Origin of the sequence: Oscillibacter hominis (assembly GCF_014334055.1) — a bacterium.
In the GTDB taxonomy this organism is placed as follows: domain Bacteria; phylum Bacillota; class Clostridia; order Oscillospirales; family Oscillospiraceae; genus Oscillibacter; species Oscillibacter hominis.
In genome coordinates this window covers 2,772,393-2,796,781 of sequence record NZ_CP060490.1, presented here as the reverse complement: position 1 = coordinate 2,796,781, position 24,389 = coordinate 2,772,393, and the positions used below count along the sequence as shown (strand labels likewise).

24 protein-coding genes, 1 tRNA gene and 1 other RNA gene are annotated in these 24,389 nt (G+C 62.5%); 13 read left to right on the top strand and 13 right to left on the bottom strand.

Going from position 1 to position 24,389, the window contains the following annotated elements; translation table 11 throughout:
* Window positions 1-2: 2 nt before the first annotated feature.
* The 4 genes from rplI to H8790_RS13655 form a co-directional block, all read right to left on the bottom strand.
* Window positions 3-452, bottom strand: a complete 450-nt coding sequence (gene rplI / locus H8790_RS13670; RefSeq protein ID WP_187333063.1) for a 50S ribosomal protein L9 — start codon at window positions 450-452, stop codon at window positions 3-5.
* Window positions 453-464: 12 nt separating this feature from the next.
* A complete protein-coding gene (locus H8790_RS13665; protein ID WP_187333062.1) occupies window positions 465-2,453 on the bottom strand; it encodes a DHH family phosphoesterase in 1,989 nt (662 codons plus the stop codon).
* A gap of 404 nt (window positions 2,454-2,857) precedes the next feature.
* Complete coding sequence (locus H8790_RS13660; protein ID WP_187333061.1) at window positions 2,858-3,580, bottom strand: response regulator; 723 nt, start codon at window positions 3,578-3,580, stop codon at window positions 2,858-2,860.
* Window positions 3,573-6,248 carry a sensor histidine kinase gene (locus H8790_RS13655; protein ID WP_187333060.1) on the bottom strand — a complete coding sequence of 892 codons (2,676 nt, stop codon included), beginning with the start codon at window positions 6,246-6,248 and terminating at the stop codon, window positions 3,573-3,575. The genes H8790_RS13660 and H8790_RS13655 overlap by 8 nt, the downstream gene beginning before the upstream one ends.
* A 231-nt stretch (window positions 6,249-6,479) precedes the next feature.
* On the opposite strand from H8790_RS13655, the gene H8790_RS13650 reads away from it, so the two are divergent.
* Both H8790_RS13650 and H8790_RS13645 read left to right on the top strand, forming a co-directional pair.
* Complete coding sequence (locus tag H8790_RS13650) at window positions 6,480-7,829, top strand: TrkH family potassium uptake protein (protein ID WP_187333059.1); 1,350 nt, start codon at window positions 6,480-6,482, stop codon at window positions 7,827-7,829.
* A 16-nt stretch (window positions 7,830-7,845) separates the two neighbouring features.
* Complete coding sequence (locus H8790_RS13645; protein WP_187333058.1) at window positions 7,846-8,493, top strand: potassium channel family protein; 648 nt, start codon at window positions 7,846-7,848, stop codon at window positions 8,491-8,493.
* 70 nt (window positions 8,494-8,563) lie between these two features.
* On the opposite strand, the gene H8790_RS13640 is transcribed toward H8790_RS13645, so the two are convergent.
* Complete coding sequence (locus H8790_RS13640; protein WP_187333057.1) at window positions 8,564-9,139, bottom strand: DUF3841 domain-containing protein; 576 nt, start codon at window positions 9,137-9,139, stop codon at window positions 8,564-8,566.
* Window positions 9,115-9,672, bottom strand: a complete 558-nt coding sequence (locus tag H8790_RS13635) for a DUF3841 domain-containing protein (protein ID WP_187333056.1) — start codon at window positions 9,670-9,672, stop codon at window positions 9,115-9,117. Before H8790_RS13635 ends, H8790_RS13640 begins: the two co-directional genes overlap by 25 nt.
* Window positions 9,673-9,939: 267 nt before the next feature.
* Between H8790_RS13635 and H8790_RS14020 the strand changes: the two genes are divergently transcribed.
* Window positions 9,940-10,074, top strand: a complete 135-nt coding sequence (locus H8790_RS14020) for a hypothetical protein (RefSeq protein ID WP_256404143.1) — start codon at window positions 9,940-9,942, stop codon at window positions 10,072-10,074.
* The gene (locus tag H8790_RS14015) at window positions 10,071-10,193 is read left to right on the top strand and encodes a hypothetical protein (RefSeq protein ID WP_256404142.1); all 123 of its coding nucleotides are present in this window, start codon (window positions 10,071-10,073) and stop codon (window positions 10,191-10,193) included. The genes H8790_RS14020 and H8790_RS14015 overlap by 4 nt, the downstream gene beginning before the upstream one ends.
* Before the next feature lie 294 nt (window positions 10,194-10,487).
* Here H8790_RS14015 and H8790_RS13630 read toward each other — a convergent pair.
* Window positions 10,488-10,563, bottom strand: a tRNA-Ala gene (locus H8790_RS13630).
* A 183-nt stretch (window positions 10,564-10,746) separates the two neighbouring features.
* On the opposite strand from H8790_RS13630, the gene ffs reads away from it, so the two are divergent.
* From ffs to H8790_RS13610, 4 genes are all read left to right on the top strand, one after another.
* An RNA gene (gene ffs / locus H8790_RS13625) (signal recognition particle sRNA small type) lies at window positions 10,747-10,846 on the top strand.
* A 49-nt stretch (window positions 10,847-10,895) separates the two neighbouring features.
* A complete protein-coding gene (dnaX, locus tag H8790_RS13620; RefSeq protein WP_187333055.1) occupies window positions 10,896-12,611 on the top strand; it encodes a DNA polymerase III subunit gamma/tau in 1,716 nt (571 codons plus the stop codon).
* 17 nt (window positions 12,612-12,628) lie between these two features.
* Window positions 12,629-12,997: a YbaB/EbfC family nucleoid-associated protein gene (locus H8790_RS13615; protein WP_187333054.1), complete on the top strand. Its 369-nt coding sequence runs from the start codon at window positions 12,629-12,631 to the stop codon at window positions 12,995-12,997.
* Between the two features lie 56 nt (window positions 12,998-13,053).
* Window positions 13,054-14,811: a DUF4127 family protein gene (locus tag H8790_RS13610; RefSeq protein ID WP_187333053.1), complete on the top strand. Its 1,758-nt coding sequence runs from the start codon at window positions 13,054-13,056 to the stop codon at window positions 14,809-14,811.
* A 46-nt stretch (window positions 14,812-14,857) separates the two neighbouring features.
* Here the strand turns inward: H8790_RS13610 and H8790_RS13605 are convergent, their stop codons facing one another.
* Window positions 14,858-15,124, bottom strand: a complete 267-nt coding sequence (locus H8790_RS13605) for a hypothetical protein (RefSeq protein WP_187333052.1) — start codon at window positions 15,122-15,124, stop codon at window positions 14,858-14,860.
* A 1-nt stretch (window position 15,125) separates the two neighbouring features.
* Entirely contained in the window at window positions 15,126-15,611 is a 486-nt protein-coding gene (locus tag H8790_RS13600; protein ID WP_187333051.1) for a hypothetical protein, read from the bottom strand.
* A gap of 268 nt (window positions 15,612-15,879) precedes the next feature.
* Between H8790_RS13600 and H8790_RS13595 the strand changes: the two genes are divergently transcribed.
* From H8790_RS13595 to H8790_RS13575, 5 genes are read left to right on the top strand one after another with little or no spacing between them, the layout of a single operon-like run.
* A complete protein-coding gene (locus tag H8790_RS13595; protein ID WP_187333050.1) occupies window positions 15,880-16,899 on the top strand; it encodes an FAD:protein FMN transferase in 1,020 nt (339 codons plus the stop codon).
* Window positions 16,877-17,281, top strand: coding sequence for a NusG domain II-containing protein (locus tag H8790_RS13590; protein WP_187333049.1), 405 nt, complete (start codon window positions 16,877-16,879; stop codon window positions 17,279-17,281). The genes H8790_RS13595 and H8790_RS13590 overlap by 23 nt, the downstream gene beginning before the upstream one ends.
* Before the next feature lie 12 nt (window positions 17,282-17,293).
* Window positions 17,294-17,815, top strand: coding sequence for a Gx transporter family protein (locus H8790_RS13585; protein WP_187333048.1), 522 nt, complete (start codon window positions 17,294-17,296; stop codon window positions 17,813-17,815).
* Between the two features lie 19 nt (window positions 17,816-17,834).
* Window positions 17,835-18,971, top strand: coding sequence for an AAA family ATPase (locus tag H8790_RS13580; protein WP_187333047.1), 1,137 nt, complete (start codon window positions 17,835-17,837; stop codon window positions 18,969-18,971).
* Window positions 18,968-19,957 carry a 2-hydroxyacid dehydrogenase gene (locus H8790_RS13575; protein ID WP_187333046.1) on the top strand — a complete coding sequence of 330 codons (990 nt, stop codon included), beginning with the start codon at window positions 18,968-18,970 and terminating at the stop codon, window positions 19,955-19,957. Before H8790_RS13580 ends, H8790_RS13575 begins: the two co-directional genes overlap by 4 nt.
* 60 nt (window positions 19,958-20,017) lie before the next feature.
* Here H8790_RS13575 and mreB read toward each other — a convergent pair whose 3' ends face one another.
* The 4 genes from mreB to H8790_RS13555 form a co-directional block, all read right to left on the bottom strand.
* On the bottom strand, window positions 20,018-21,046 hold the full coding sequence (gene mreB / locus H8790_RS13570) for a rod shape-determining protein (protein WP_187333045.1): 1,029 nt from the start codon (window positions 21,044-21,046) through the stop codon (window positions 20,018-20,020).
* A 126-nt stretch (window positions 21,047-21,172) separates the two neighbouring features.
* A complete protein-coding gene (locus H8790_RS13565) occupies window positions 21,173-21,823 on the bottom strand; it encodes a ComF family protein (protein ID WP_243208522.1) in 651 nt (216 codons plus the stop codon).
* The gene (gene recD2 / locus H8790_RS13560) at window positions 21,820-24,027 is read right to left on the bottom strand and encodes an SF1B family DNA helicase RecD2 (protein WP_187333043.1); all 2,208 of its coding nucleotides are present in this window, start codon (window positions 24,025-24,027) and stop codon (window positions 21,820-21,822) included. The genes H8790_RS13565 and recD2 overlap by 4 nt, the downstream gene beginning before the upstream one ends.
* Window positions 23,990-24,379 (bottom strand): hypothetical protein, encoded by a 390-nt coding sequence (locus H8790_RS13555; RefSeq protein WP_187333042.1) that lies wholly within the window; start codon window positions 24,377-24,379, stop codon window positions 23,990-23,992. The genes recD2 and H8790_RS13555 overlap by 38 nt, the downstream gene beginning before the upstream one ends.
* Between the last annotated feature and the right edge of the window lie 10 nt (window positions 24,380-24,389).

Below are 24,389 nucleotides of genomic sequence, written 5' to 3'. Positions count from 1 at the left end.
CCTTACTTCTCCTCCGTCACCAGCACGTAGACGGTTCCGGAGACCTCATAGCCCAGCTTGGCCTTCACCTGGAAGGTGCCGAAGCTCTTGATGGGCTCATCCAGCACCAGCTTCTGCTTGGGCACATCCAGCTGGTACTGCTGGGCAAGTGCCTCGGCGATCTCCTTGGTGGTGACGGCGCCGAAGAGCCGCCCGCCGTTGCCGGCCTTGGCGGTGACGCGCACCTGGCACTCCTTCAGCTTTTCGGCGATCTCCTCGGCCTGGGCCTTCAGGCGGGCCTCCTCAGCCTTTTTGGCCTTCTCCTTCAGGTTCATGGTGTTGATGGCGTCCGCCGTGGCGGGGACAGCCAGCTTCCGGGGCAGGAGGAAGTTCCGGGCGTAGCCCTCGGACACCTCCACCAGCTGGCCCTTCTTTCCCTGGCCTCTTACATCCTGCTGTAAAATCACTTTCATGGCGTTTTCTCCTTATTTTTCGAAATACTGGTCAATGGCGTCGATCAGCTGCTGATGCACGCTCTCCACATCCGTGTCGGGAATCCGGCCGCCGGCGGTGGTGGAATTTCCTCCGCCGCCCAAAGCCTCCACAATCACCTGCACGTTGATCTCGCCAAGGGAGCGGGCGGACATGGACACGTCGCTTCCGGCCTGATAAAGGACAAAGGAGGCCTGCACCCCCTTGAGCGTCAGCAGCTCGTCGGCGGCCTGGGCCGCGGTGACCCGCTCCACGCCGTCCTCCTCCACCGAGGCGATGGCGATGTCGTCCCGATAGAGCTCCGCCTGACGGATGATGGTGTAGCGGGAGATCATGGAGGAAAGGTCGTTCTGGAAGAGGCGCTGTACCTCGGCGGTGTCCGCGCCGGAGCGGCGGAGGAAGGCCGCGGCCTCAAAGGTGCGCCCGCCGGTGCGCATGGTGAAGTTTTTGGTGTCCAGCACAATGCCGGCCAGCAGCGCCTCAGATTCCGCACGCAGCAGATCGGTGGGCTCCACCAGATACTGCAGCAGCTCCGTCACCAGCTCCGAGGCGGAGGAGGCGTAGGGCTCGTGGAAGTTAAGGGCCGCATTTTCAATGTAGCTGGAGGCCCGCCGGTGATGGTCGATCACCGCCACCCGGTTGCAGGATTCCAGCAACTGCTGGTGCTCCACCCGCTCGGGGCGGCTGGTATCCACCACAATCAGCAGCGAGCCCGCCTGCATCTTCAAAAAGGCCTCGCTGCCGGAGACAAAGACGTCCTCATACTCCGGCAGGTCCTGGAAGCGATTCAGCAGGGGCCGGGCGGAATTGTGCTCCACGTCCATGACGACCTGGGCCTTTTTGCCCCGCTTGCGGGCGATGCTGCAAAGGCCGGCCGCAGCGCCCAGACAGTCCATGTCGGCGTTGACATGGCCCATGATGTAGATCTGTTTGGCGTCGGCGATCAGCTCGCCCAGGGCATTGGCCATGACCCGGGATTTCACCTTGGTCCGCTTTTCCGTGCTCTTGGAGCGGCCGCCGTAGAACTCAAAGTCGATCTTGTTGCGCACGGCGCACTGGTCGCCGCCTCGGCTGAGGGCCATCTCCACCGAAAGGGAGGCATATTTGTAGAGATCCGCCATGCTGTCGCCGTCCCGGCCCACGCCGATGGAGAGGGTGGGCTGAAAACTGTCCCCCACCTTGATCTCCCGCACCGCGTCCAGCACGGAAAACCGGTCGGCGGCAAACTGGGCATAGTACTGCTCTTCAAAGAGGAAGATGTACTGGTCCCGGTCCGCCTTCACCAGCATGCCGTGGGCGGCGGAGGCCCAGGTGTTAATCTTCTCGTCGATCTGGGCCAGCACCGCGCTGCGGGTGGCGTCGGGACAGGCCTTCATCAGATCCTCATAGTTGTCGATGGTGATGATGGAGACCACCGGCCGGGTGGCCGTGTACCGGTCCCGGATGTGGTCGGCGTCGGTGGTGTCCACCCAGTAGGTGGTGGCCAGCAGGCCCTGGCCCTGGCCCTTCCCGGTGCGCACCAGGTTGCCGTAGACCCGGAACAGCCGCCCATTCATCTCCACCCGCTCCGGGCACTCCTGCTTCCCCTCCAGAAGCCAGCGGGAGGAGTAGTTGGGCACTGCGTCGGCCACCTTGATCTCAAAAAGGTGCTCCCGCACGCCGGCCAGCTGCAAAAAACTCTCGTTGCTCCAGATCACCTCGCCGGTATCCGGCCGGTAGACCATCATGGGCAGCGGAGAATTGATCAGCGTGGATTTACTGGCGGTCTCCACGCTGCCGGTCAAACTGTCGATGTACTGCAAAATCCCCTGCTTGCGCTTTTGATTGGTATTGCGGAAATACACGTACAGCACCATGGTGACGGCGCACTGGACCACGCCCAACACAGGCTTGACCACCACCGCCGCCGCGGAGAACGCCAGCAGGACAAAGAAATAGAGCTTCAGGTTCGGCTCCAGCAGCCGGGAAATCTTTTTGTTCATCTCTTTTTCTCCCTGATTTCCGTCCGGAGGCAGGCCCCGGGGCGAAATACTCATACCGATAGATTCTAATAGTATAGACCAAAACGCCTTCTGGTGCAACTGTTTTCCCGCTGTTCTCCCCGCGAAACAGCTGTAAAATTCTTCTTTTTCAGCCATGGGCGCGCCTGGGGCTGTCTTTGGGACCGGAGCGCAAACCCGGGCTCCCATTTATTGTACGGCACTCCAGAAAAGAAAAAGCGCTTTTTCTGAAAATAGAAAGCAGGATTCCCGGGCCGTATCCTTCCGGCCCGGGAATCCTACGAGAAAAAATATGCTCAGCAGGCGCGCAGCCAAACGCGGTCATATGGCGCGGGCAGCCGCTCAGCTCCCTGAGGCAGTCTCCTTTTCCGCACGGCCCGCTCCTCTCACCCGTCCCGGCCGCACTCCGGCTTTTGTCGGAGCATCCGGTACCCCACACCGATGTGGGTCTGGATGTACTGGGGATGGCTGGGATCCGCCTCCAGCTTTTTGCGGAGCGTGGCCATAAACACCCGCAGCGAAGGGGTATCCGACGCGGAAGCGCTTCCCCAGACCTCCTTGAGGATGAAGTTGTGGGTCAGCACTTTTCCGGTGTTCTTCGCCAGCAGGCACAGAAGCTTATACTCGATGGGCGTCAGGTGGATTTCCGCCCCGCCGCGGTAGGCGCATCCGGCGGCATAGTCGATCTTCAGCGCCCCGTTCTCATAGGTGGCGGCCTCTTCGCTGGTCTTTCCGCTGTCGTAGCGCACCCTGCGCAGCGCCACCCGAAGCCGCGCCAGCAGTTCCTCCACGGAAAAGGGCTTGGTCAGGTAGTCGTCTGCGCCCGCGTCCAGGGCGGCCACCTTGTCGGTGTCCTCGCTGCGGGCGGAGACCACAATGATGGGCATATTGCTCCAGGCGCGGATTTTACGGATGACCTCCACGCCGTCCATATCCGGAAGCCCCAGGTCCAGCAGCACCACGTCCGGACGGTAGGAGAGTGCGTCCATTACCGCGCCCGCCCCGTTTTTGGCGCGGTGATACTGGTAGTTCTGTGTTTCCAGGGTGGTTGCGATCAGGTTGCCCACAGCCATGTCGTCCTCCACCACCAAAATCTGCGGTTTATTCATGCGCGTTCACCTCCGATGCATGCAGTGTAAAGCAAAATACCGCCCCGTGGGGCTGGTTGTCGGTCACTGAAATGGCGCCGCCGTGTGCGGCGATGATGGATTTGCAGAGGGAGAGCCCCAGCCCCAGGCCCCGCCTGCCGTCTCCGCGGGCGTTGTCCGCGGTGTAGAACATATCGAAGAGCCGGCCCTTTGCCTCGTCGGAGATGCCCGGTCCGTCGTCCGCGATCCGGACCAGGATTTCCGGTCCGGTCCGTCTGGCGCTCAGGACGATGCAAGACCCCTCCGGCGTATAGCTGACGGCGTTGTTGACGATGTTGATGACCACCTGCACAATGAGCCGGGCATCCAGATCGGCCATCAGCAGATCGTCCTCAAGCTCCACGGAGATATGGTGCCTGCCCGCGTTGCGGTCCAGATGGGCCAGAGCCTCCTGAAACACCTCCTCCAACAGCTCAGGCTGCATGTTCAGCCGCACGGTGCCGTCCTCCATGCGGGTGATGGACAGCAGGTTCTCCACCAGGTTGATGAGCCACATGGCGTCGTCGTAGATGGCGCAGTACAGCTCCCTTCGTTTTCCGTCGTCCAAGATGCTGCTGCCCTCCATCAGAATCCCGGCGTTTCCGGAGATGCTGGTCAGAGGGGTGCGCAGGTCGTGAGAGATGGCCCGCAGCAGGTTGGCCCGCAGTGCCTCCTGCCGTGCGGTCTCCTCAATCTTCCGCTTGGCGCGGATCATCTGCTCTTTTTCCAGCGCCAGGCCGCATTCATCCAGGATTGCCACCATAAGGTTTTTTTCAAAGGCGTCCGGCTTTCTGCCCTCCCGTATGGCAATGCCCACCACGGCAAGGGCCCGGTCGGAGCCTCGCACAGCCATATAGAGGCACTTTGCGCCGGGCAGCGTATTGGTGGTGGCCCCGGCGTGCTTGTTGTTCTGCATCACCCACTGGGCCACGGCCCGCTCGGCACCGGTGAGGCAGTCACTCAGGTCGCCGTCCCCGGAGATGGGGAAGGCCCTGGCCTCCAACAGCGTTCTGCCCTCCTCCACCGGATATAAAACCAGGTCCCGCTCCAGGAGCTTACCCAGCTGCGCGGCGCTCACCGCCAAAATGGCCTCCGCGTCCTCCGCCTTTTGGAGCTTTTGGCTGGTCTCCAGCAGCACCTCCGTGCGGTAGGCCTTGTGGGCGCTCAGGATGGCCTGCCGCTTGATGCGGGTGGTCAGGGAGCTGCTCAGGAGCGCCACTGCCAGCATGACGGCAAAGGTGGCGATATAGCTGGGATCGCTCATCAGTGTAAAATAGGGATAGGTGAAGAAAAAGTTGAAAATCAGCACCGCGAACACCGACGCGCCCAGGCTGTAGCTGCGGCCTGTGGTGACCATGGAAACCATCAGCACGCCCAGGAAGTACACCATGATGATGTTGGACGAGGTGAGCCCAAGCCCCTTGAAGAGATAGCCCACCGCAGTGCACAGAGTCAGAATGCCCAGGGTCTTCAGCGTGTCCTTCAGGGAAAAGCGCTCCCTGTGGGGGGCGGTCAAGCGCCGCTTCTGTCGGGGCTGATCCGGGATGATGTAGATGTCCAGGTCCGGGGCCAGCTCTCCCAGCCGGTCCATCAGGCTTTTGCCTGGAAGAAAAGGGTTCTTTTTCTGGGGGCTGCGGCCAAGGACAATTTTGGAGGCGCCGCTGATCCGGGCGTACTCCGCGATCTGAACCGCCGGGTCCTCCCCATAGGCGGTGGTGATCCGGGCCCCCAGCTCCTCCGCCAGCCTGAGATTGGCCTGGAGCCGTCCATGCTCCGCCTCGCTCTGCCCGGCAAGGGCCGGCGTCTCTACATAAAGCGCGGTAAAAGCCCCGTGAAACGCCTCCGCCATGCGGGCGGCGGTGCGGATGACCCTGGCGTTGGTGGGCGCGCCGGAAAGGCAGATCATAATGTGCTCTGCAGAGCGCACCCGCTCCCCCTCCAAATTAGGCGCCCTTTCCAGACGGTCGGCACTGCGGCGCAGGGCGATCTCCCGCAGGGCCGCCAGGTTCTTCTCCGTAAAGAAGCGGGCCATGGCGCTGCCGGCCCGGCGCTCCCCGTAAATCCTCCCGGAGCGCAGCCGCTCCAGCAGGTCGGCGGGTTCCAGGTCCACCACCTCCACCTGGCTGGCTGAGTCAAATACGTGGTCTGGTATCCGGTCGGCCACCGTGACGCCCGTGATGGAGGCCACCACGTCGTTCAGGCTCTCCAGATGCTGTACGTTGACGGTGGTGTAGACGCTGATTCCGGCGTGCAGCAGCTCCTGCACATCCTGATAACGCTTGACATGGCGGCAGCCCTCCGCGTTGGTGTGGGCCAGCTCGTCCACCAGGATCAGCTGGGGCCGGCGCCGGAGGGCACCGTCCAGATCGAACTCCCGCAGCAGGGTTCCCCTGCATTCGATCTCCTTTGGCTGGAGCAGTTCCAGCCCGTCCAGAAGGGCCATGGTCTCCGGGCGCGTGTGGGGCCCGATGTACCCGGCCACCACATCCACGCCCGAGTCCCTGGCCCGGTGGGCCGCCTCCAGCATGGCGTATGTCTTGCCGACGCCTGCCGCATAGCCGAAAAAAATCTTCAGCTTGCCGGCGCCGCGTCCCTCCGGCTGCCAGTCCTCCAGGGGCGGCACCTGAAAATCCGGTCGTTTCTGCTCCATTTCACACCTCCTCATGATTACACCTACAGTATAGCACACGTCCCATCAGCGCCGCATTTGCTTTTTACATCATCCATTAAAATTATATTAAGGCCGATCTTTATGCGGTGTTAATGCACTGCCGGTTTCTTTAACCACATCCTCATCCGCCAGATGGTACAATGGGGTCAGATCGGATGCGTATCATCAGACCGGGCGAACCAGGGCCCGGATCATCCGGGAGGGAGTCCCATGCCGTTTTGGAAAAATGACCGCGTCACACCGGCCCAAATCATCATCCTTGGTTTTTTCACCCTGATCCTTGCTGGCACGGCACTGCTGATGCTGCCCTTCGCCGTCAGGGAGGGTGCCGGGGCCTCCTTCCTGGACGCCCTGTTCACCGCCACGTCGGCCACCTGCGTCACCGGGCTGGTGCTCCACGACACGGCCCTCTACTGGTCGCCCTTTGGGCAGGCGGTGATCCTGCTGCTGATCCAGGTGGGCGGCATGGGGGTTGTGACCATGGCGGTGGCCATCTCCATCTTCACCGGGAAGAAGATCGGCCTGCGCCAGCGCTGGATTATGCAGGAATCCATCTCCGCGCCCCAGGTGGGCGGTATTGTCCGCCAGACCCGGTTCATCCTGAAAACCGCGTTTTTGATTGAGGCGGCCGGTGCAGTTTTGCTGTCGCTGCGCTTTTGCCCCGAGCTTGGATTCTTCAAGGGGCTTTGGTATGGGCTCTTTCACTCCGTCTCCGCCTTCTGCAACGCCGGCTTCGACCTGATGGGCGCCGGGGGGCGCGCCTTCTCCTCCCTCACCGGCTACACAGGGGATTTTTTGGTCAGCGGAACCATATCCGCGCTGATCGTGCTGGGCGGGCTGGGATTTCTCACCTGGCACGACTTCCGGGAGCATGGCCTGCGCCTCCGGTCCTTCCGCCTTCAAAGCCGGCTGATCCTGACCACCACCTTTGCGCTGGTCTTAGGTGGGTTCCTCTTTTTATTCCTGTTTGAGTTCCGTCAGCCTCAGTGGCAGGGTCTCTCCTTTGGCCAGCGTGCGGCGGCTTCCCTTTTCCAGGCCATCACGCCCCGAACCGCCGGGTTCAACACCGTGGACCTGGGGCGGCTGAGCCAGCCAAGCCAGCTTCTCATGATCCTTCTGATGCTCACCGGCGGCTCGCCGGGCTCCACGGCGGGCGGCTTCAAGACCACCACGCTGGCGGTTCTGCTGCTCAGCTCCTATGCCGTCTTCCGGCGCAGGGGCAGCGCCCAGTGCTTTGGGCGCAGGATTCCCGACGAGACGCTGCACAGCGCGGCGGCCATTTTCCTCCTCTACTTGCTGCTGTTCCTGACAGGTGGAGTCCTGATCTGCTGTATCGACGATGTGCCGCTGATGGCCGCTCTGTTCGAAACCGCCTCCGCCATCGGAACCGTGGGCCTTTCCCTGGGCATCACGCCGGAGCTGTCCGCCCTCTCCCGGCTGATCCTGATTGTCCTGATGTATTTCGGGCGTGTGGGCGGGCTGACCATGATCTACGCCGTAACCTCCGGCACACCGGCCGCCATGACCCAGTTCCCCCAGGAGCGGGTGACCGTGGGGTGATGAGAAAGGAGCCAATATGAAATCTGTCTTACTGATCGGCCTGGGGCGCTTCGGCCGCCACATGGCCCAAAAACTCAAAGACCTGCACCACGAGGTGCTGGCTGTGGACAAGGATGAAAAGCGGGTCACCAGCGCACTGCCCTATGTGACCAACGCCCAGATCGGTGACGGGACGGATGAGCAGTTCATCGCCTCTCTTGGTGTGCGGAACTTCGATCTCTGCGTGGTGGCCATCGGCGACGACTTCCAAAGCTCCCTGGAGACCACCGCGCTGCTGAAGGAGCAGGGCGCCCCCTTCGTCCTCTCCCGGGCCACCCGGGACGTCCATGCCAAATTCCTGCTGAGAAATGGAGCGGACGATGTGGTCTACCCGGAAAAGCAGATGGCCGTATGGGCGGCGGTCCGCTACAGCAGCGACCATATCTTTGACTACATAGAGCTGACCCAGGACTACTCCATCTTCGAAACAGCCGTCCCCTCCGCCTGGGTGGGCAAGTCCGTCATCGAGCTGGCGGTCCGGCAGAAATACCACATCAATATCCTGGCCACCAGGCGGGGCGGCCTCCTGGAACCCATGCCGGGGCCCAACCACATATTCCAGTCCGACGAGACCATCTATATCCTGGGAGAGAACCGGAATCTGCAAAAGTTTCTGCACGCATAGAGTAAGAAAAGCATACGGCGCGGCAGTCAGCCGCGCCGTATGCTTTTCTTTTGCTGAGCGGCGGAACCCGCTACCGTCTGATCCACTCGCTCCTGATCTGCCAGAGCCCGGCCTGCACGCCCCCCACGCCGCTCAAATCCCCTTTCCGAATCCGGTCATGGTGGCGGAACAGCCGCTCCCAGCTCTCCAAAACCCGCTCCTTCCACTGAGGGTGGAACCCCGTCAGCATCACGTCGGTCTCCCGCAGGCCGCAGCGGGCAAGCTCCCTTTGAAACAACCGCTCCTCCTGCTCGTCCTCTCCAAGGTATCGAAGCTGCATGATCTTGTTCCAGTCGTACAGGTCAAAAAGCACCGCCTGGTCAAGGGGCACATCCAGGGCCAGCGTTTCTCCCGTGCCCGTCCGATCCACGCTGTAAAGCGCGCCGAAGGCCCAGTAGGGGAACTCCGCGCCCTGGGGCCTGGGCACGATCTTCTCCATCCGGCTCACAAACCAGGAGTAGGCGGTGAGGAAGATGGGAGCGCTCTCCCCGTATTTGCCCCGGACATACTCCGCTTTGGAAAAGGAGACTCCATCCCGCTCCAAAACCTGCAGCACCGCGTCGGCCTGGGCGGAGTAAAGCCTTATCGTGTCACACGGCTGACCCATTCGCGCCTCACCTCCCAGATGGTTCCGTACCTGAGCTCGCTGCCCAAATGCACGCTGTCGTCAAACAGGCGTTTCCAGCTGTCCACGATTTCCTCCTTGATCTCAGGGTAAAACCGGGACAGATAGGCCTTTGCGTCGCTGACGCCGTACTCTGCCAACAGCTTCGAATGGCGCTTTGCATCCCCGCTGTCGGCGGGGATATAGGAAAAGTTGAGGATCGTCCCCCACTTTGAGACGTGGATGGGGGTGATGCGTTTCTCGTCTATGGTCAGCTCCAGCATCACGCTGTCCCGGTCCGGCAGCATGGCGGCGTCCCGGCGGTAGGAGACCCATACCGGGTACTCCGCGTCGGCGGGACGGGAGGACGCGTCGGGGCTGTTGCGCACCAGCCAGTCGTAGGCCTCTAACACAAGGTCCGTGTGTTCTTCCAGGGCCAGGGCCACATACTCCCGTTTTACTGTGTAGCGCCCGTAACGCTCCAACTGCTCCCATACGCTTTTATGCTGCTTGGTCCACACCCTGCATTTGCCCATGTTCCGCCTCCGTTTTGTCCGCCCGGTCTTCTGTTCCATAAAATCTTACCACAGCGATGTAAAAAAGCAAGAGATGCGCTGTTCCGCACGGCCCCCATCCCCGCTCAGCGCCATGCGCCGTAGGACAAGTTCGGGGGTCAGTGGCCGGATAAAATTTGAATCGCGGCCGGCTGTTTTCGCGGCTTTACGCGCTTTTAATGTGCCGGACGGAACGCTAACCCTCCGCATATGCGGATCGCAGTACAATTACAGCAAGGAAGTGATCGTATGACGGATCTGGTGCTGATGGTGGGGCTTGCCTGCGCGGTGTTGTTTGGGGTTTGGATCATGGGCCGGCTGGACCGGTTCTTCACCAGTGGAGGCATCCTGCCCTTTTGGGACGCGGAGGAGGAACAGCTTTGATTGATTTTCAGCTGGCTGTGCAGGAGCCGGACCCTCTAAGTGGTACTCCTGCTGACCAGCGGACGCCGCGCCTGGCGGCCCCGGCCTTGCCCGCCCGGAAAAAGGGAAGCCGCGCCTAAAGGATATCAAAAAATCGCGAGGCCCCAGGAAGATCTGAAAAAAGGCACAGAGCCGAAATCGGCCCTGTGCCTTTTACAGCCTGTCGTGATACCCGGCAATACCCGGGCAATTTTGATTGCCAACAGGATGGTTTTTCTCAGTATTAAAAATCAGCGGCCGCTGAACACCAGCTCGGCAGATCTTACATCCGGCAGCTGCCGCCGGGTTTCGATGTGCGATATGGTGTTTCAGTGCATATTAAGATGCGGCTTTGAAAAAAAGTCGGAGCAAGCGATAAAACGCTTGCTCCGACGTGGTGGACTCGAAGGGGATCGAACCCTCGACCTTACGGATGCGAACCGTACGCTCTCCCAGCTGAGCTACGAGCCCATGCAACGGAACAATCGCCCTGGCCAAACGCATGGTTCTCACCCGGCGACAGGTGATATTATACCATAAATTTTAAAGTTGTAAAGGAGATTTTTTGCACTGGGAGATATTTTCGCCTTGATAATTTCTTTCTTTTATAGTACACTATTTTTATTCTGAATCAGTCCTCCGCGTGCAGCTGCGGAGTCGGTCTCGCGCAATGGGAGCCTGCGAACCATGTCAGGCGGGGAACCGAGCAGCATTAAGCGGGATCTCCTATGTGCCGCGAGGGTGCCGGGTCCGCAGCTGCATACGAAGGACTGATTCTGCCTTTTTGGAAGGGAGGTTCTCACATGTATCAGGCGCTGTACCGCAAATGGCGGCCCAAGACCTTTTCCGACGTGGTGGGCCAGTCCCACATTACCCAGACGCTGCAAAAGCAGGTCTGTGAAGGCCGCACCTCCCACGCCTACCTGTTTACCGGCACCCGGGGCACGGGAAAAACCACCTGTGCCAAAATCCTGGCCAAGGCGGTCAACTGCGAGCATCCGGTAAACGGCGACCCCTGCAATGAGTGCGCCTCCTGCAAAGGGATCGAGAACGGCAGCTTTTTGGACGTTCTGGAGCTGGACGCCGCCTCCAACAACGGCGTGGATCAGGTCCGCGCCCTGCGGGACGAGGCCATCTACACCCCGGCCCAGGTGAAAAAGCGGGTCTACATCGTGGACGAGGTGCACATGCTGTCCACTCCGGCCTTCAACGCGCTGCTGAAAATTCTGGAGGAGCCCCCGGAGCATCTGATGTTCATCCTGGCCACCACGGAGCTCCACAAGGTGCCGGCCACCATTCTTTCCCGGTGCCAGCGGTTTTCCTTTAAGCGCATCACGCCAAAAGACATTGAACAGCGCCTCCTCTATGTGGCGGGCCAGGAGCAGATCGATCTGACCGGCGACGGCGCCGAGCTGCTGTCCCGGCTCTCCGACGGCGCGCTGCGGGACGCGCTCTCCCTGCTGGACCAGTGCGCGGCCTCCGGAGGCACCGTGGACTCCGATGCCGTACTGGAGGTGCTGGGGCTGGCCGGCAACCTTCAGACCGCCCGGATGATGGACTGCATCCTCCGTAAAGACGCCAAGTCGGCCCTGCTGCTGCTGAACCAGCTGTACGGCAGCGGCAAGGATGTGGGCGCCGTTTTGGGCGAACTCTCCACCCTGACCCGGGATCTTTTGCTGCGCAAGACCGCGCCCGAGGGCGGCGCCGCGCTGCTCTCCGGCGGATACGACAGCCGCACCCTGGACGCGCTGGACAAAACCGCCTCCGCCCGGCAGCTCATCTATCTGGCCACCACGCTGCAGGAGACCACGGCCAATTTGCTGCGCAGCGCCAACCGCCGCACGGACGCGGAGCTGTGCCTGCTGCGGCTTTGTGACGAGTCGTTGACCGGAGACCTGACCGCGCTTTGCGCCCGGATGGACCGGCTGGAGGAGCGGGTCCGGCAGATGCCTGCCGTTTTGCAGACCTCCCTCTCCCGCGCCGCGCCGTCTGCCCCGCCAAACCCGGGGACCGCTCCGGAAACGAATATTGCCCCGCCTGTCCCGGAGGCTCCGGATGGTGTTCCGCCTGCCTATGATCCCCCGCCCTGGGAAGAACCATCGGCTCAGACAGTGGTAGAGGAGCGTCCTCCCCTTCCGGAGGAACCGCCCATTGTCCCGCAGGAGCCTGACGCGCCTCAAACGAAAGCCGCTCCCCCCTCCGGTGCCAATGTCTGGTGGCAGCGTTTGGCGGAGGAGTGTAAGGGCCAGCTGCCCGCCATGAACCGGGTCTATTTGGACAAGGTCACAGGCACTTTAGACGGCGGCCTTTTGACGGTGACCTGCCCCGACGAGCTAACAAAGGGCCGGCTGGACACGGACCGGGTCCGGGGCGTGCTCATTGCCCAGGCCGCAGAGCTTGCGGGAAAGCCGGTGCGGCTGACCTTTGTCCTTGGCCAGACCGCCGAACCCTCCCCGGAGGAGCGGATGAAGAATTTGATTGACTTCGGAAGCAAGTTTGACAGCTTCCAGATTAAGTAAGCAAGGAGAGTAAGACTATGTCATACAGCGCACGCCGCGGCTTCAGCAACGGCAGTATGAAACCAACCGGCGCCCAGCGCCAGCAGGAAATGCAGGAAAAGATCCAGCAGATGCAGGAGGAGATGGCCAAGGCTCAGTCCCAGGTGGAGGAGGCAGAGTTCTCCGCCAGCGTGGGCGGCGGCGTGGTCAGTGCCAAGGTCAACGGCAAGAAGGAAGTGCTCTCCGTGACCATCCAGCCCGACGCCGTGGATCCCGAAGATGTGGAGATGCTTCAGGATTTGGTGGTCTCTGCCGTGAACGAAGCGCTGCGCCAGGCGGACGAGGCCATGCAAAACAGCATGGCCCGGGCAACGGGCGGACTGAACTTAGGGGCTTTCGGCCTGTAATAACCAAACCCACAGCCTGCATGATGCTTCATGCAGGCTGTTTTGAGGAACTGATTATGAAGAAGCTTCTCTGTCTGCTGCTCACGCTGCTGCTGACCGGCTGCGGCGGTGAGCCGGTCTCCTATCCCGACCAGGCCCCCTCCTCCGGAACGGTGGCCTACGTTCCTTTAGACGACCGGCCGGTGAATTCGGACCGGGCGGTCTACCTGGCCCAGTCCCTGGGCTTTGAAATTCTGCTGCCGGACCAGGGCCTCTACCACACCAGCCTGGACGGCCAGGAGCGCAATCCCAGCGGCACCGCCTACGGCGACCGGGGCGCCCTGTGGCAGTGGGTGGCGGAGCAGGATGCAGCGGGCTGTGACCTCTTTATCCTGTCGCTGGATCAGCTGCTCTCCGGCGGCCTGGTCAGCTCCCGGTCCATGACCGGCTCCGATCCCATCCTCCTCTCCGACGGCACCGCGCTCAGTGAAGAGGAGGCGGTGAAGCGGTTCCTGCTGCCTCTTTGTGCCGACTCCGCCAACCAGGTCTATCTGCTGGACACGGTGATGCGGCTGGCACCCACCGTGGGGTATGACGGGTTTGATCTGGCCGGCTATGAGGCCCTGCGCTCCTACGGCATGGCGGAGCGCCCCACCCTCAGCAACAATGCGCTGACCATCTGCAACATCGTCGACACCTATCCCCTTTCCGCCCAGTCCGGCACGGTGCCCATACCCGACGGCCTGACTGAGGGCGCGGTGGAGGACTACCTCCAAGCCCGGGAGCGAAAACTCCGGCTCATTTCCTCCGTCCTTGACGCCACAGAGGATCAGGAAAACATCCATTTCCTCATCGGCGTGGACGACTCCGCCCCCTCGGCCAGCATACAGACCAACGAACTCAGCTTTCTGCGCCAGGCCGTGGAGGGCCGGGGCGCGGTGCTCTCCGGTGCCGACGAGATCGGTATGCTGGCCCTGTGCCGCATGTACGAGGACGTCATCTTCCAGGGGCGGCTGCCTGCGGTCCGGGTGCGTTATTTCGGCGGCAGCGAGGAGCGCGCTTCCAGCGACTACGACCATCAGCCCCTGACGGAGATCGTGGACGCCCACCTCGATTACCTGGGCCTCACCAAAGTTTCGGACGATTCAGCCGACTTTGAGCTCCTGGTGCTCACCGCCCCGGCGGATACGTCCAGGAGCGGCAGCTACTGCAGCGAGCTGATCCGCGCGCTGCGGGAAAATGAAAAAAGCGGCCTCCCCACCGCGTTGATGGACGCGGCCAAAAACGCCTACGGCACCTCATTCCAAAGCAAGCTGGTCAAAGAGGCCAACCTGGGGTCGCTCTTGGGTTACGCCGGATTTTACGACCTGGCCAACGCCACCGGCATCACGCTGGCCAACGCCGTGGCCCGGTGGCTGTGCCTCAGCTTGGGCGGCAGCCGCAGCGCCGCCCAGGAGGAGGCCTTTGTCCGTACCCTGGCCGACTCCCTCATCAAGGACATCTGCTACAAAAACGATGCAAAGATCGCCATCACCCAATACGTCAAAGGCGAGTTGGGCGGCGATCCGGACAACTTTGCCAAAACCGGAACCTCTTTGGATGCAGTGCTGCCCCAGCTGAACTCCTGCCTGGATGAGGCCTGTGCCGACCTGATCCTCAACTTGAACCACAGCAACCTCATCACCTCCCTGTCCCCCTACGAGACGGCGGGGCTCAGCGGCATCGGCATCGGAGCCGTCACCCTGCCCTGGCAGCGGGTCTTTGAGCTCCGCATGGAGCTCACTGTGGGTCCCTTTGTGACGCCACACCGGAAATTCCTCTTTTTCTACACCTGAAAAAAGCGCCCCGGAACTTGCGTTCCGGGGCGCTTTGACCTTATCTTTACAGTTGCTTCACCGTGTAGTAGACCGCCAGGGCAAAGAGCACCACGCCAAGGAGCCACATGGCGTAGTAGGCCGCGCTGCTCACGATCAGCGTCACGGCCAGGCTGGCTGCGGAAAGTCCGATGGAACTATACACCGGCAGGTAGTCCGCTTCCTTTGCAAACAGCCGCATGCCCTTGAGCTTACCGCCGTTTTTCTCCGCCACCCGGACCAGGACCACCAGCAGCGCCAGCACTGCGATCAGCACGCAGGCCGCGATCTTCACATTAGAAGCTGCGGCGGCAGGCGTAAAGCCCGATGAGCGCGAGGCTCAGGCTGCTCACGCTGAAAAAGCACTCCCTCTGGTACAGCAAAAACACCACGCCTAACAGCATGACCACCGGGACCGCCACACACATAGCCCGGGTCCCGTCTGCCACATAGTGGAGGCACACGAAGGTGGCGCCGGCCACGAACGCGCCCACGCCGGCGACCCATGCGGCAGTCCTGCGCATCGTTCCGCCCCGCTTCCACCAAAGGGCCAGCAGCACCACGCCAAGGGCCAGCACGCCGAGCCCGGCGTAAATCACATAGGGCAGCGCCTCGGCCATGGCCAGCACCTGATCCAGCGTGCCATCCACCAAATACTTGTTGATGAACAGCAGGTAGATCTCCGCCGCGCAGCCGGCCAGAAAAACGGCCATGGATGCGTGGAACACGGCGTTGCCCTTGCGGATATTCTTTGCAGAAGCGGGATTCGTTTTCTTTGCCATATATCGAAGCCTCCATCAAAAGAGGAGCAATTCCTCCTGAAAATTTGTAAAAAAGCGGAATCTTTTCCAGAAACAATTTCGCATAGGCTTATATTTTAACAGACTTGCACCTATTTTGCAAGGATTACCTTTTCAAGGCCCGTTCCGGGATTTTGGTTGTTCTGCGGGCAAAAATATGATATGGTATTTTCCAAAGGCAAACCGGGCGTTTTCCGCCGCCGGTTCTGTTCCGGCCCTGATTCCGCATTTTCCGAAAGCAGGTAATCCAATGAAACAATTTCTCGCTTTTCTTTTGCCCCTTCTGCTGCTCTCCGGCTGCGCTGAAACGGAGGGCGGCCCTCAGACCGCTCAGATCTTTGCCATGGATACGGTCATGGATTTCACCGTTTACGGCCCCTCCGCCGCCGAAGCCATCGGCGCCTCCACCCAGGAGATTCAGCGGCTGGAGCAGCTTCTCTCCCGCACCATCGAAACCAGCGAGGTCTCCCGCCTCAATGCATCCGCCGGAAAGGAGGAGGAGACCACCGAAGAGGTCTCTTCACTGCTGAAGGAGGCGGTCCGGCTCAGCGCCTCCACCGGCGGCGCCTTTGACATCACCGTAGCCCCGCTGGCCTCTGCCTGGGGATTTACGGAAGCGGAGTACCGCGTCCCAACCAAGGAGGAGATCGGCCGGCTGCTGCCTTTGGTGGACAGCAGCCGCATCCGCATCACGGGGCAGCAGGTGGAGCTGCCGGACGGCGCGGCCATCGACCTGGGCGGCATCGCCAAGGGCTATGCCTCGGACCAGGTGGCCCGCACCCTACAGGCCCACGGAGTGGAAAGTGCCATTATTTCCTTGGGCGGCAATGTCTACGCCAAGGGCGCCAAGCCCGGCGGCGACCCCTGGCGCGTGGCGGTCCGGGACCCCGGCGATCCGGCGGACTATGTGGGCATGCTGCTTTTAGAGGATGCCTACGCCGTCACCTCCGGCGGGTATCAGCGCTATTTTGAACAGGCTGGGCACATCTATCACCACATCATCGATCCCTCCACCGGCTACCCGGCGGACAGCGGCCTCACCTCCGTCACCGTGATCAGCAGCAGCGGCACGGTCTGCGACGCTCTGTCCACGGCGCTCTTTGTCCTGGGCGAGCAAGGGGCCGTGGACCTTTGGGACGGGGCGGACTGGGACCGGGGGTTCGACATGGTACTGGTGACGGAGGACGGCCGAGTGCTGATTACGGAGGGCCTCGCAGATCGCTTTGAACCAAAGGAGGGCAGTGCCTATGTCTATGAAACGCTCTCCTAAGCTGAAGCCCAGTCCTTGGGACATCCTGGTGGCGGCGGCGGTTCTGGCGCTTGCCGTGGCCTGCGGCGCGGCGGTGTGGAGCCGGGGTTCCAGCATCTCGCTGACGGCCGTTGTGTCCATCGAGGGCACGGAGACAGAACGCGTCAGCCTTGCCTCCAGCGCCCGGCGCACTTATTCCAGCAACGGCTACACCCTGGAGGTGGAGTTCTGCCCCGGCGGCGAGACCGGCGTCCGGGTGCGCTCCTCCGACTGCCCCAGCCAGGACTGCGTCCACACCGGAACCATCACCCGGAGCGGCCAGAGCATCGTGTGCCTGCCCGCCCGGATCAGCATCCAGCTGGTGGGGGATGCCTCCTCCGGGGCGGACGCGGTCATCGGATAGGAGGCGGGCTATATGAAGTGTTCCACCCGTCAGCTGACCTTATGCGCGGTGCTCACCGCCCTGGCGCTGGCCCTCTCCTACCTGGAGAACTTTCTGCCCCTGACTCTTCTGATCCCCCTGCCGGGAATCAAGCTGGGCCTTGCCAACATCGTCACCGTGTTCGCCCTCTACGCCTTAGGTCCGGCCCAGGCCTTTGCCATACTGCTGTGCCGGTGCTTTTTGGGCGCTCTCTTCGCCGGAAACGCCTCCGCCCTGATCTTCTCCCTCCTGGGCGGCGTCTGCGCCATGGCGGTGATGAGCATTCTCTGCCGCAGCCGCCTGCTCTCGGTGTTCGGCGTCTCCATGGGCGGCGCTGCAGCCCACAACTGCGGCCAGGTGGCGGCAGCCGTTTTGACCCTGGGCAACTCAGCTCCACTTTATTACCTGCCGATTCTGCTGGCGGCGGCCCTGGCCTCCGGCGCGCTGAACGGCTTCATCGCATCGCTGCTGTTCCGCGCCGTGGCCCATACGGACCTGTTGGCGGGACAGGAGTGAGGAAAGAAGGTCTTTTACTTTGGACAAGAGCAAAAAAGATGAGATCATCCTCCAGCAGTTAGACGTTATCCGCACCATGTCGGAGCACAATCTGAGCCGGATGGGCACCGACTTTTGGGGCAGCCCCCTGCCGGTGCGGAAGGAGGAGGACCAGCCAGGCTCCGCCGCCTCCACCGGCAACGACGACACCAAGGCGCCTCCGGCGGAAGATGCGGCGCCGCCGGAGAAGATCGAGGACCTCCAGGCAGAGCTGGACGGCTACATTGGCCTTGCCGCCGTGAAAAAAGAGGTTAAAAACCTCATCAACATGGTGACGGTTTACAAGCTGCGCCGGGACAACGGCCTGCCCACCACCGACCTCTCCCTCCACATGGTGTTCTCCGGCAACCCCGGCACCGGCAAGACCACCATCGCCCGGATCATGGCCCGTATCTACCACTCCCTGGGCATCCTCTCCAAGGGCCAGCTGGTGGAGGTGGACCGCAGCGGGCTGGTGGCGGGCTATGTGGGCCAGACGGCCCTGAAGACCAGCAAGGTGATCGACTCCGCCTTGGGCGGCGTGCTGTTCATCGACGAAGCGTATGCCCTCAACGGGCGGGCGGAGAACGACTTCGGCCAGGAGGCCATCGACACCATCCTGAAGGCCATGGAGGACCACCGGGACGACCTGGTGGTCATTGTGGCGGGCTACGACGGATTGATGGACGCGTTCATCCACTCCAACCCCGGGCTGGAATCCCGGTTCAACCGCTTTCTCCACTTTGACGACTACAGCGTGGACGAGATGCTGGAGATTTTCAAGATGCAGTGCAACAAGGGCTGTTATGAGCTGGGCGACGGCGTGGAGCAGCAGCTCCGGGAGTTCATCGCCGAGGAAAATACCAATTCCATCTCCTTCGGCAACGCCCGGGGCGTGCGCAACCTCTTTGAACGCATTTTGGTAAATCAGGCCAACCGTCTGGCCGCCCTGGACACGGTGACCCGGGAGGACCTGATGAAGATTACCACCCGGGATGTGGCGTTGGCCCGGGGGCTGGAGGAGGAGAGCTGTGCGGCCCAGGAAGGCACTCCGGATACACCGGAAGGGCGGGAGATGGCCCAGGAAAGCAAGCTGGATACGCCGCCCTCCGGCGGCTTAGGGGAGGATTTGAAATGAAGCTGTTGATTTTAGGCAAGCCCGACCACTACCGCCACTTCCTCCCGGACCTGCCCATCACCCGTCAGGCGGAGGCCGTCTACCGCAGCTTCCGCTGCTCGGAGGAGGAGCTGGCGGAGGCCGGCAAGGGGGCGGAGGTTCTGTGCGTCAACCCCACCAACACGGTCACCGCCTCCCTGATGGACCGCCTTCCCCAACTGAAGCTGATCCAGTCGGAGGGTGTGGGCTTTGACCGGGTGGACCTGAAGGCCGCTGCGGAGCGGAACATCTATGTCTGCAACGCGGCGGGCTGCAACGCCACAGCCGTGGCTGAGCAGGCAGTCCTGCTGATGCTGATGCTCCTGCGCCGGGCCATCCCCTACGACAAGGCCACCCGGGAGGGACAGGAGACGCCCATTCTCCGCCAGCTGATGCTCTCGCCCCTGACGGAGCTGGGTGAGTGCGCCGTGGGTCTCGTGGGCTTTGGCAGCATTGCCAAGGAGACGGCCCGGCGGCTGAATGCCTTTGGCTGCACCGTCTACTACAACGCCCCCCACCGCCGCACCGAAGCGGAGGAGCGCTCCTGGGGCGTCACCTACCTGCCCCTGGAGGAGCTGGCTGAGCGGAGCGACATCGTCAGCCTCCACTGCCCGGCCAACGACTCCACCCGCAACCTGGTGGACAGCGCCTTCCTGGGCCGGATGAAGCCCACCGCCTACCTCATCAACACAGCCCGGGGCGACGTGGTGGACTCCGAGGCGCTGCGCTGTGCCCTCCTGGAGGGGCGTCTGGCCGGGGCCGGCATCGACACCCTCTCCCCGGAGCCGGTGCCAAGGGACCATCCCCTCATTGATATCCCGGAGGAGCTGCGGGACAGGATTGTCTACTCGCCCCACATTGCCGGCGTCACCCGCACCTTTTTCCGGAAGGGCCATCGGATTCTGTGGGAGAATGTGGCCCGCGTTGCCGCCGGAGAGCGGCCGGAACACATTGTCAACGGCCTGTAGTGATTCCCTAATTTTCAAAAAAAGAGGTCTCCCTTTTTCTGAGGGAGACCTCTTTTCCATTCAGTTCATCTGTTTGCGGCGGCTCAGGTTCATGGTGCCGTCCTGCATATTGTTGAGGGAGTCCAGACTCTTGCCCGTTCCCAGGGCCACACAGGAGATGGCGTCCTCGGCGATGACCGTGTGGATGCCGGTGCGGGCGGTGACCAGTTTGTCGAATCCGGCAACCAGGCTGCCGCCGCCGGTCATGACAATGCCGTTGGTGGAGATATCCGCCACCAGCTCGGGGGGCGTGCGCTCCAGCACGGAGTGGATGGCCTCCATGATGCGCTCCACCGGCTCTTCAAAGGCGTCCATCATCTCCGTGGAGCTGACGGTGACCACCCGGGGCAGGCCGGTCAGCAGGCAGCGGCCCTTGACGTCGATGGTCTCCTCCTCTTCCTTGGGGAAGACGCAGCCGATCTTGATCTTCATATCCTCCGCGGTGCGCTCACCGATGAGCAGGTTGTGTTTGCGGCGCATATACTTGACCACTGCCTCATTGAGCTGGTCGCCGGCGATCTTGATGGAGCAGGACTCCACCACGCCGCTGAGGGAGATGACGGCGATGTCCGCGGTGCCGCCGCCCACGTCCACCACCATATGGCCGTCCGGCTGGGTGATGTCAATGCCCGCGCCGATGGCAGCCGCCACAGGTTCCTCAATCAGGAAGACCTTCCTGGCACCGGCCTGGATGCCCGCGTCGATGACGGCGCGCTCCTCCACCTCGGTGATGCCGGAGGGCACGCAGATGATGACGCGGGGCTTGAAAAACTGGAACCCGGCCACCTTGTGGATGAATTCCTTGAGCATCCGCTCCGTCATGTCGTAGTCGGAAATCACGCCCTCCCGCAGGGGGCGGATGGCGATGATGTTGCCGGGGGTACGGCCCAGCATGGCCTGGGCGTCCGCGCCCACCTTCAGGAGCTTGCCCGTGTTCTTGTCCAGTGCCACCACGGAGGGCTCATTGAGCACAACGCCCTTGCCCTTCACATATACCAGCACCGATGCGGTGCCCAAGTCGATCCCGATGTCTTTTGCCAGAGAGCACATAGTATATCCACCTCATTCGTTCGTTTCCACTCTATTTCAGCAGCTTTCGCAGCATACACGCGTACAGTTTATTATACAAATGCCAATTGCAATTTGCAAGCACATTTTTTGAACATTTCCACGCTTTTATGTGCGGTTTTGTGCATTGTTTGCAAAGGTGGTCTGCGCCACGGCGGCACACACCACCTGTTCGGCTCCCGCGAGGCGCAGCACTTTGACACATTCTGCCAGCGTGCTCCCGGTTGTAATCACATCATCGATGAGCAAAATACGCCTGCCTCTTGCCTCCGGCAGCGGTTCGTAGACGCCCAGCACATTGGCCCGCCTGGCCGAGGCGCTGCTCTGTCCGGATTGGGCGGGGTTATCCTGCACCTTTCGCAAAAGCCGGAGCGGCTTTTCTTCCCAGTGGGCGGACGCGGCTTCCGCCAGCATCTGCGCCTGGTCAAAGCCCCGCTTTCTCAAACGCCTGCGGGAGACGGGCACCCAGGTGACGCAGTCGAACTCACCGGCAAAGGCCTCCGCCGCGGCGGAGGCCAAAAAGTCGCCGAAGAGCTCGGCCCCGGAAATCTTCCCGTTGAATTTGAAGCGCAGAATCGCCTCGCGGACGCTGCCCTCATAGCGCAGCGGTGCGGCGCACCGGCCGAAGCCCGCGCCCTCCTTCACCAGCGGCTCCGCCCAGGGAAGCGACTGCCTGCACGCGGGACAGATGCCCGGCGCGTTTTGCACCTTTTGGCAGAAGGGACACTTGGGCGGAAACAGCAAGTCCAGAAAACTCACGAACGCTTCCCTCCCCGCAGCCGCCATTTCAATCCGGAGTAGCGCTTTTGCTGGCGGTCATTTTCCGTCATGCGGCCAACGGCCGTCTCGTCCCCCACCAGGATCAGCAGCTCCCTGGCCCGCGTGATGGCCGTATAAAGCACGCCGCGCACCATCAGCGCCGGGGCAGCGTTCACCGCCGCCAGCACCACGCAGCGGTATTCGCTGCCCTGTGCCTTATGGACGGTCATGGCGTAGGCCAGGTCGATCTCCGAAAGCTGATCCGCCGTGTAGGTGGCCAGGCGGTCGTCAAAGTTCACCGTCAGCCACTCGCCAGAGGGGTCGATCTGCTCAATGCGTCCCACGTCCCCGTTGAACATGCCGGTGCCCACGGTGCCGTCCGGCTTTTCCCACACCACATCGTAATCGTTTTTCGTCTGCATGATGCGGTCGCCCTCCCGGAACAGCCGCTCGCCCCAGCTCCGCTCCCGCCGGTCCGGCCGGCGGGGGTTCAGCGCCGCCTGAAGCACCCGGTTCAGATTCACCGTGCCCGCCTCCCCTTTATGGGTGGGCGTCAGCACCTGGATTTGCTCCACGGGGACACCCATCTTCTCCGGCAGCCGGGTCTGGACCAGCTCCACGATGGTGTCCGCCGTGCGGACCGGGTCCCGGCGGCGCAGAAAGAAAAAGTCCTCCTGGCCGTTGTCCAGGGCGGGAAGGCGGCCCTCGTTCACTGCGTGGGCATTGCGGACAATGGCGGAGCGCTCCGCCTGGCGGAAAATCTCCCGCAGGGCAACGGTGGCGATCCGCCCGCTCCGGATCAGGTCGGAGAACACATTGCCCGCCCCCACGGCGCTCAGCTGGTCCGGATCGCCCACCATCACCAGACGGCAGCCCGGCCGCAGCGAGCGCAGCAGCGCAGCCATCAGCATCAGGTCCACCATGGACATCTCGTCCACAATGACGGCGTCCGCCTCCAGCGGCTCCTTCTCCCCCTTGATGAACGTGGCCTCACCAGTGGATTCGGAAAAGCTCATGCCCAGCAGGCGGTGGATGGTCTGGGCCTCCATGCCGCACAGCTCCCCCATCCGCTTGGCGGCCCGGCCCGTGGGCGCCGCCAGCACGGTGTCCAGCCCCATCCGCCGGAACAGGGCCACAATGCCCCGGACGGAGGTGGTCTTTCCGGTGCCCGGCCCGCCAGTGAGCAGCAGCACGCCCTCCCGGGCGGCCAGTTCCACGGCCTGGCGCTGGGCCGGGGCGTAGGAGATGCCCTGCTCCTCTTCGATGCGGCCGATGAGCTCCTCCACGCCGCCGCCCTGGTCCGCGGCCGCGGAGAGCAGCAGCTCGATCTTCCGCTGGGCATAGCACTCCGCATCATAGAGGCGGCGCAGGTAGCAGGCCGTCACATTGGCCACCTGCTCCTGCACCACAGCGCAGCGCTCCACCAGCCCATCCAGGGCCTGCTCCACCTGTTCACAGCCGCAGTCCAGCAGCCGGGCCGTGGCGTCGATCAGCTTTTCCCTTGGTAAAAACACATGGCCGTTGTCGGCGTTGTGGTCCAGTTCAAATAGGACGGCCGCCTCCACCCGGCAGGCGCTGTCGGCCGGGATGCCCAGGCTGATGGCAATCTCGTCGGCCGTGGAGAACTCCACCCCAAAGGCCTCCCCGGCCAGGAGATAGGGGTTCTCCCGCAGCACATCCAGCGCTGTGCCGCCATAGCGCTTTTCAAGCAGCATGGCCAGCACGATGGGGAGTTCAAACCGGGCAAGAAATTCCATCAGCCGCCGCAGCTCCATCTGGCTGCGGAAGGACTGGGCGATCTCCATGGCCCGCTTGGAGGTAAGTCCCTTGAGCTGGGCCAGCTTCTCCGGCTCCCGCTCAATGACGTCCAGCGTTTCGGAGCCAAAGCGCTCCACCATGCGGGCGGCGGTGGCGGGGCCCACGCCCTTGATTGCGCCGGAGGAAAGGTAGCTCAAAATCTCATCCTCCTCCGCAGGCATCCGCCGCTCCGCGTCCCGTACGGAAAACTGCTCCCCGTGCTGCGGATGGACCTCCATCCTGCCGGTGAGCAGCATCCGCTCCCCAGGGGCGGCGCAGGGGAGGCAGCCCACCGTGTTGACCACCTCGCCCTCATCCGTCAAAAGGCGCAGCACCGTATATCCGTTGTCCGGGTTCTGGAAGATGATGCTATGTACCGTCCCCTCCAGCGTGCTGTATTCCTCCATCTGCCCTTCCCCTCTCCATCAGCTCTTGTGCAAACTCCTCCGCAGTGCAGAGAACCACAGCCCGGTCCTCGGCGCAGAGGAGCGCTCCGATCTTTTGGGCCTCTTCGGTGAGGCCGCAGTCCAGAATGACGATTGTCGTGTAGGCGCGCAGCTCGCCCCGGAGCTGCTCCAGCTCATGGACGCTCTGCTGAAGCGCCGGGGCGGCGCCGCTGGCCGGCAGCACCATGACCGGCTTCATCACCGGGCTGCGGCTCATCCGCAAAAAGGCGCCCGCCACCAGCCAGACCAGCGACGTCAGCCCGATGGCGGCCAGCATGGCGACAATTCCGTCCTGCCACAAATTCATTCCCATCACCTCGGGC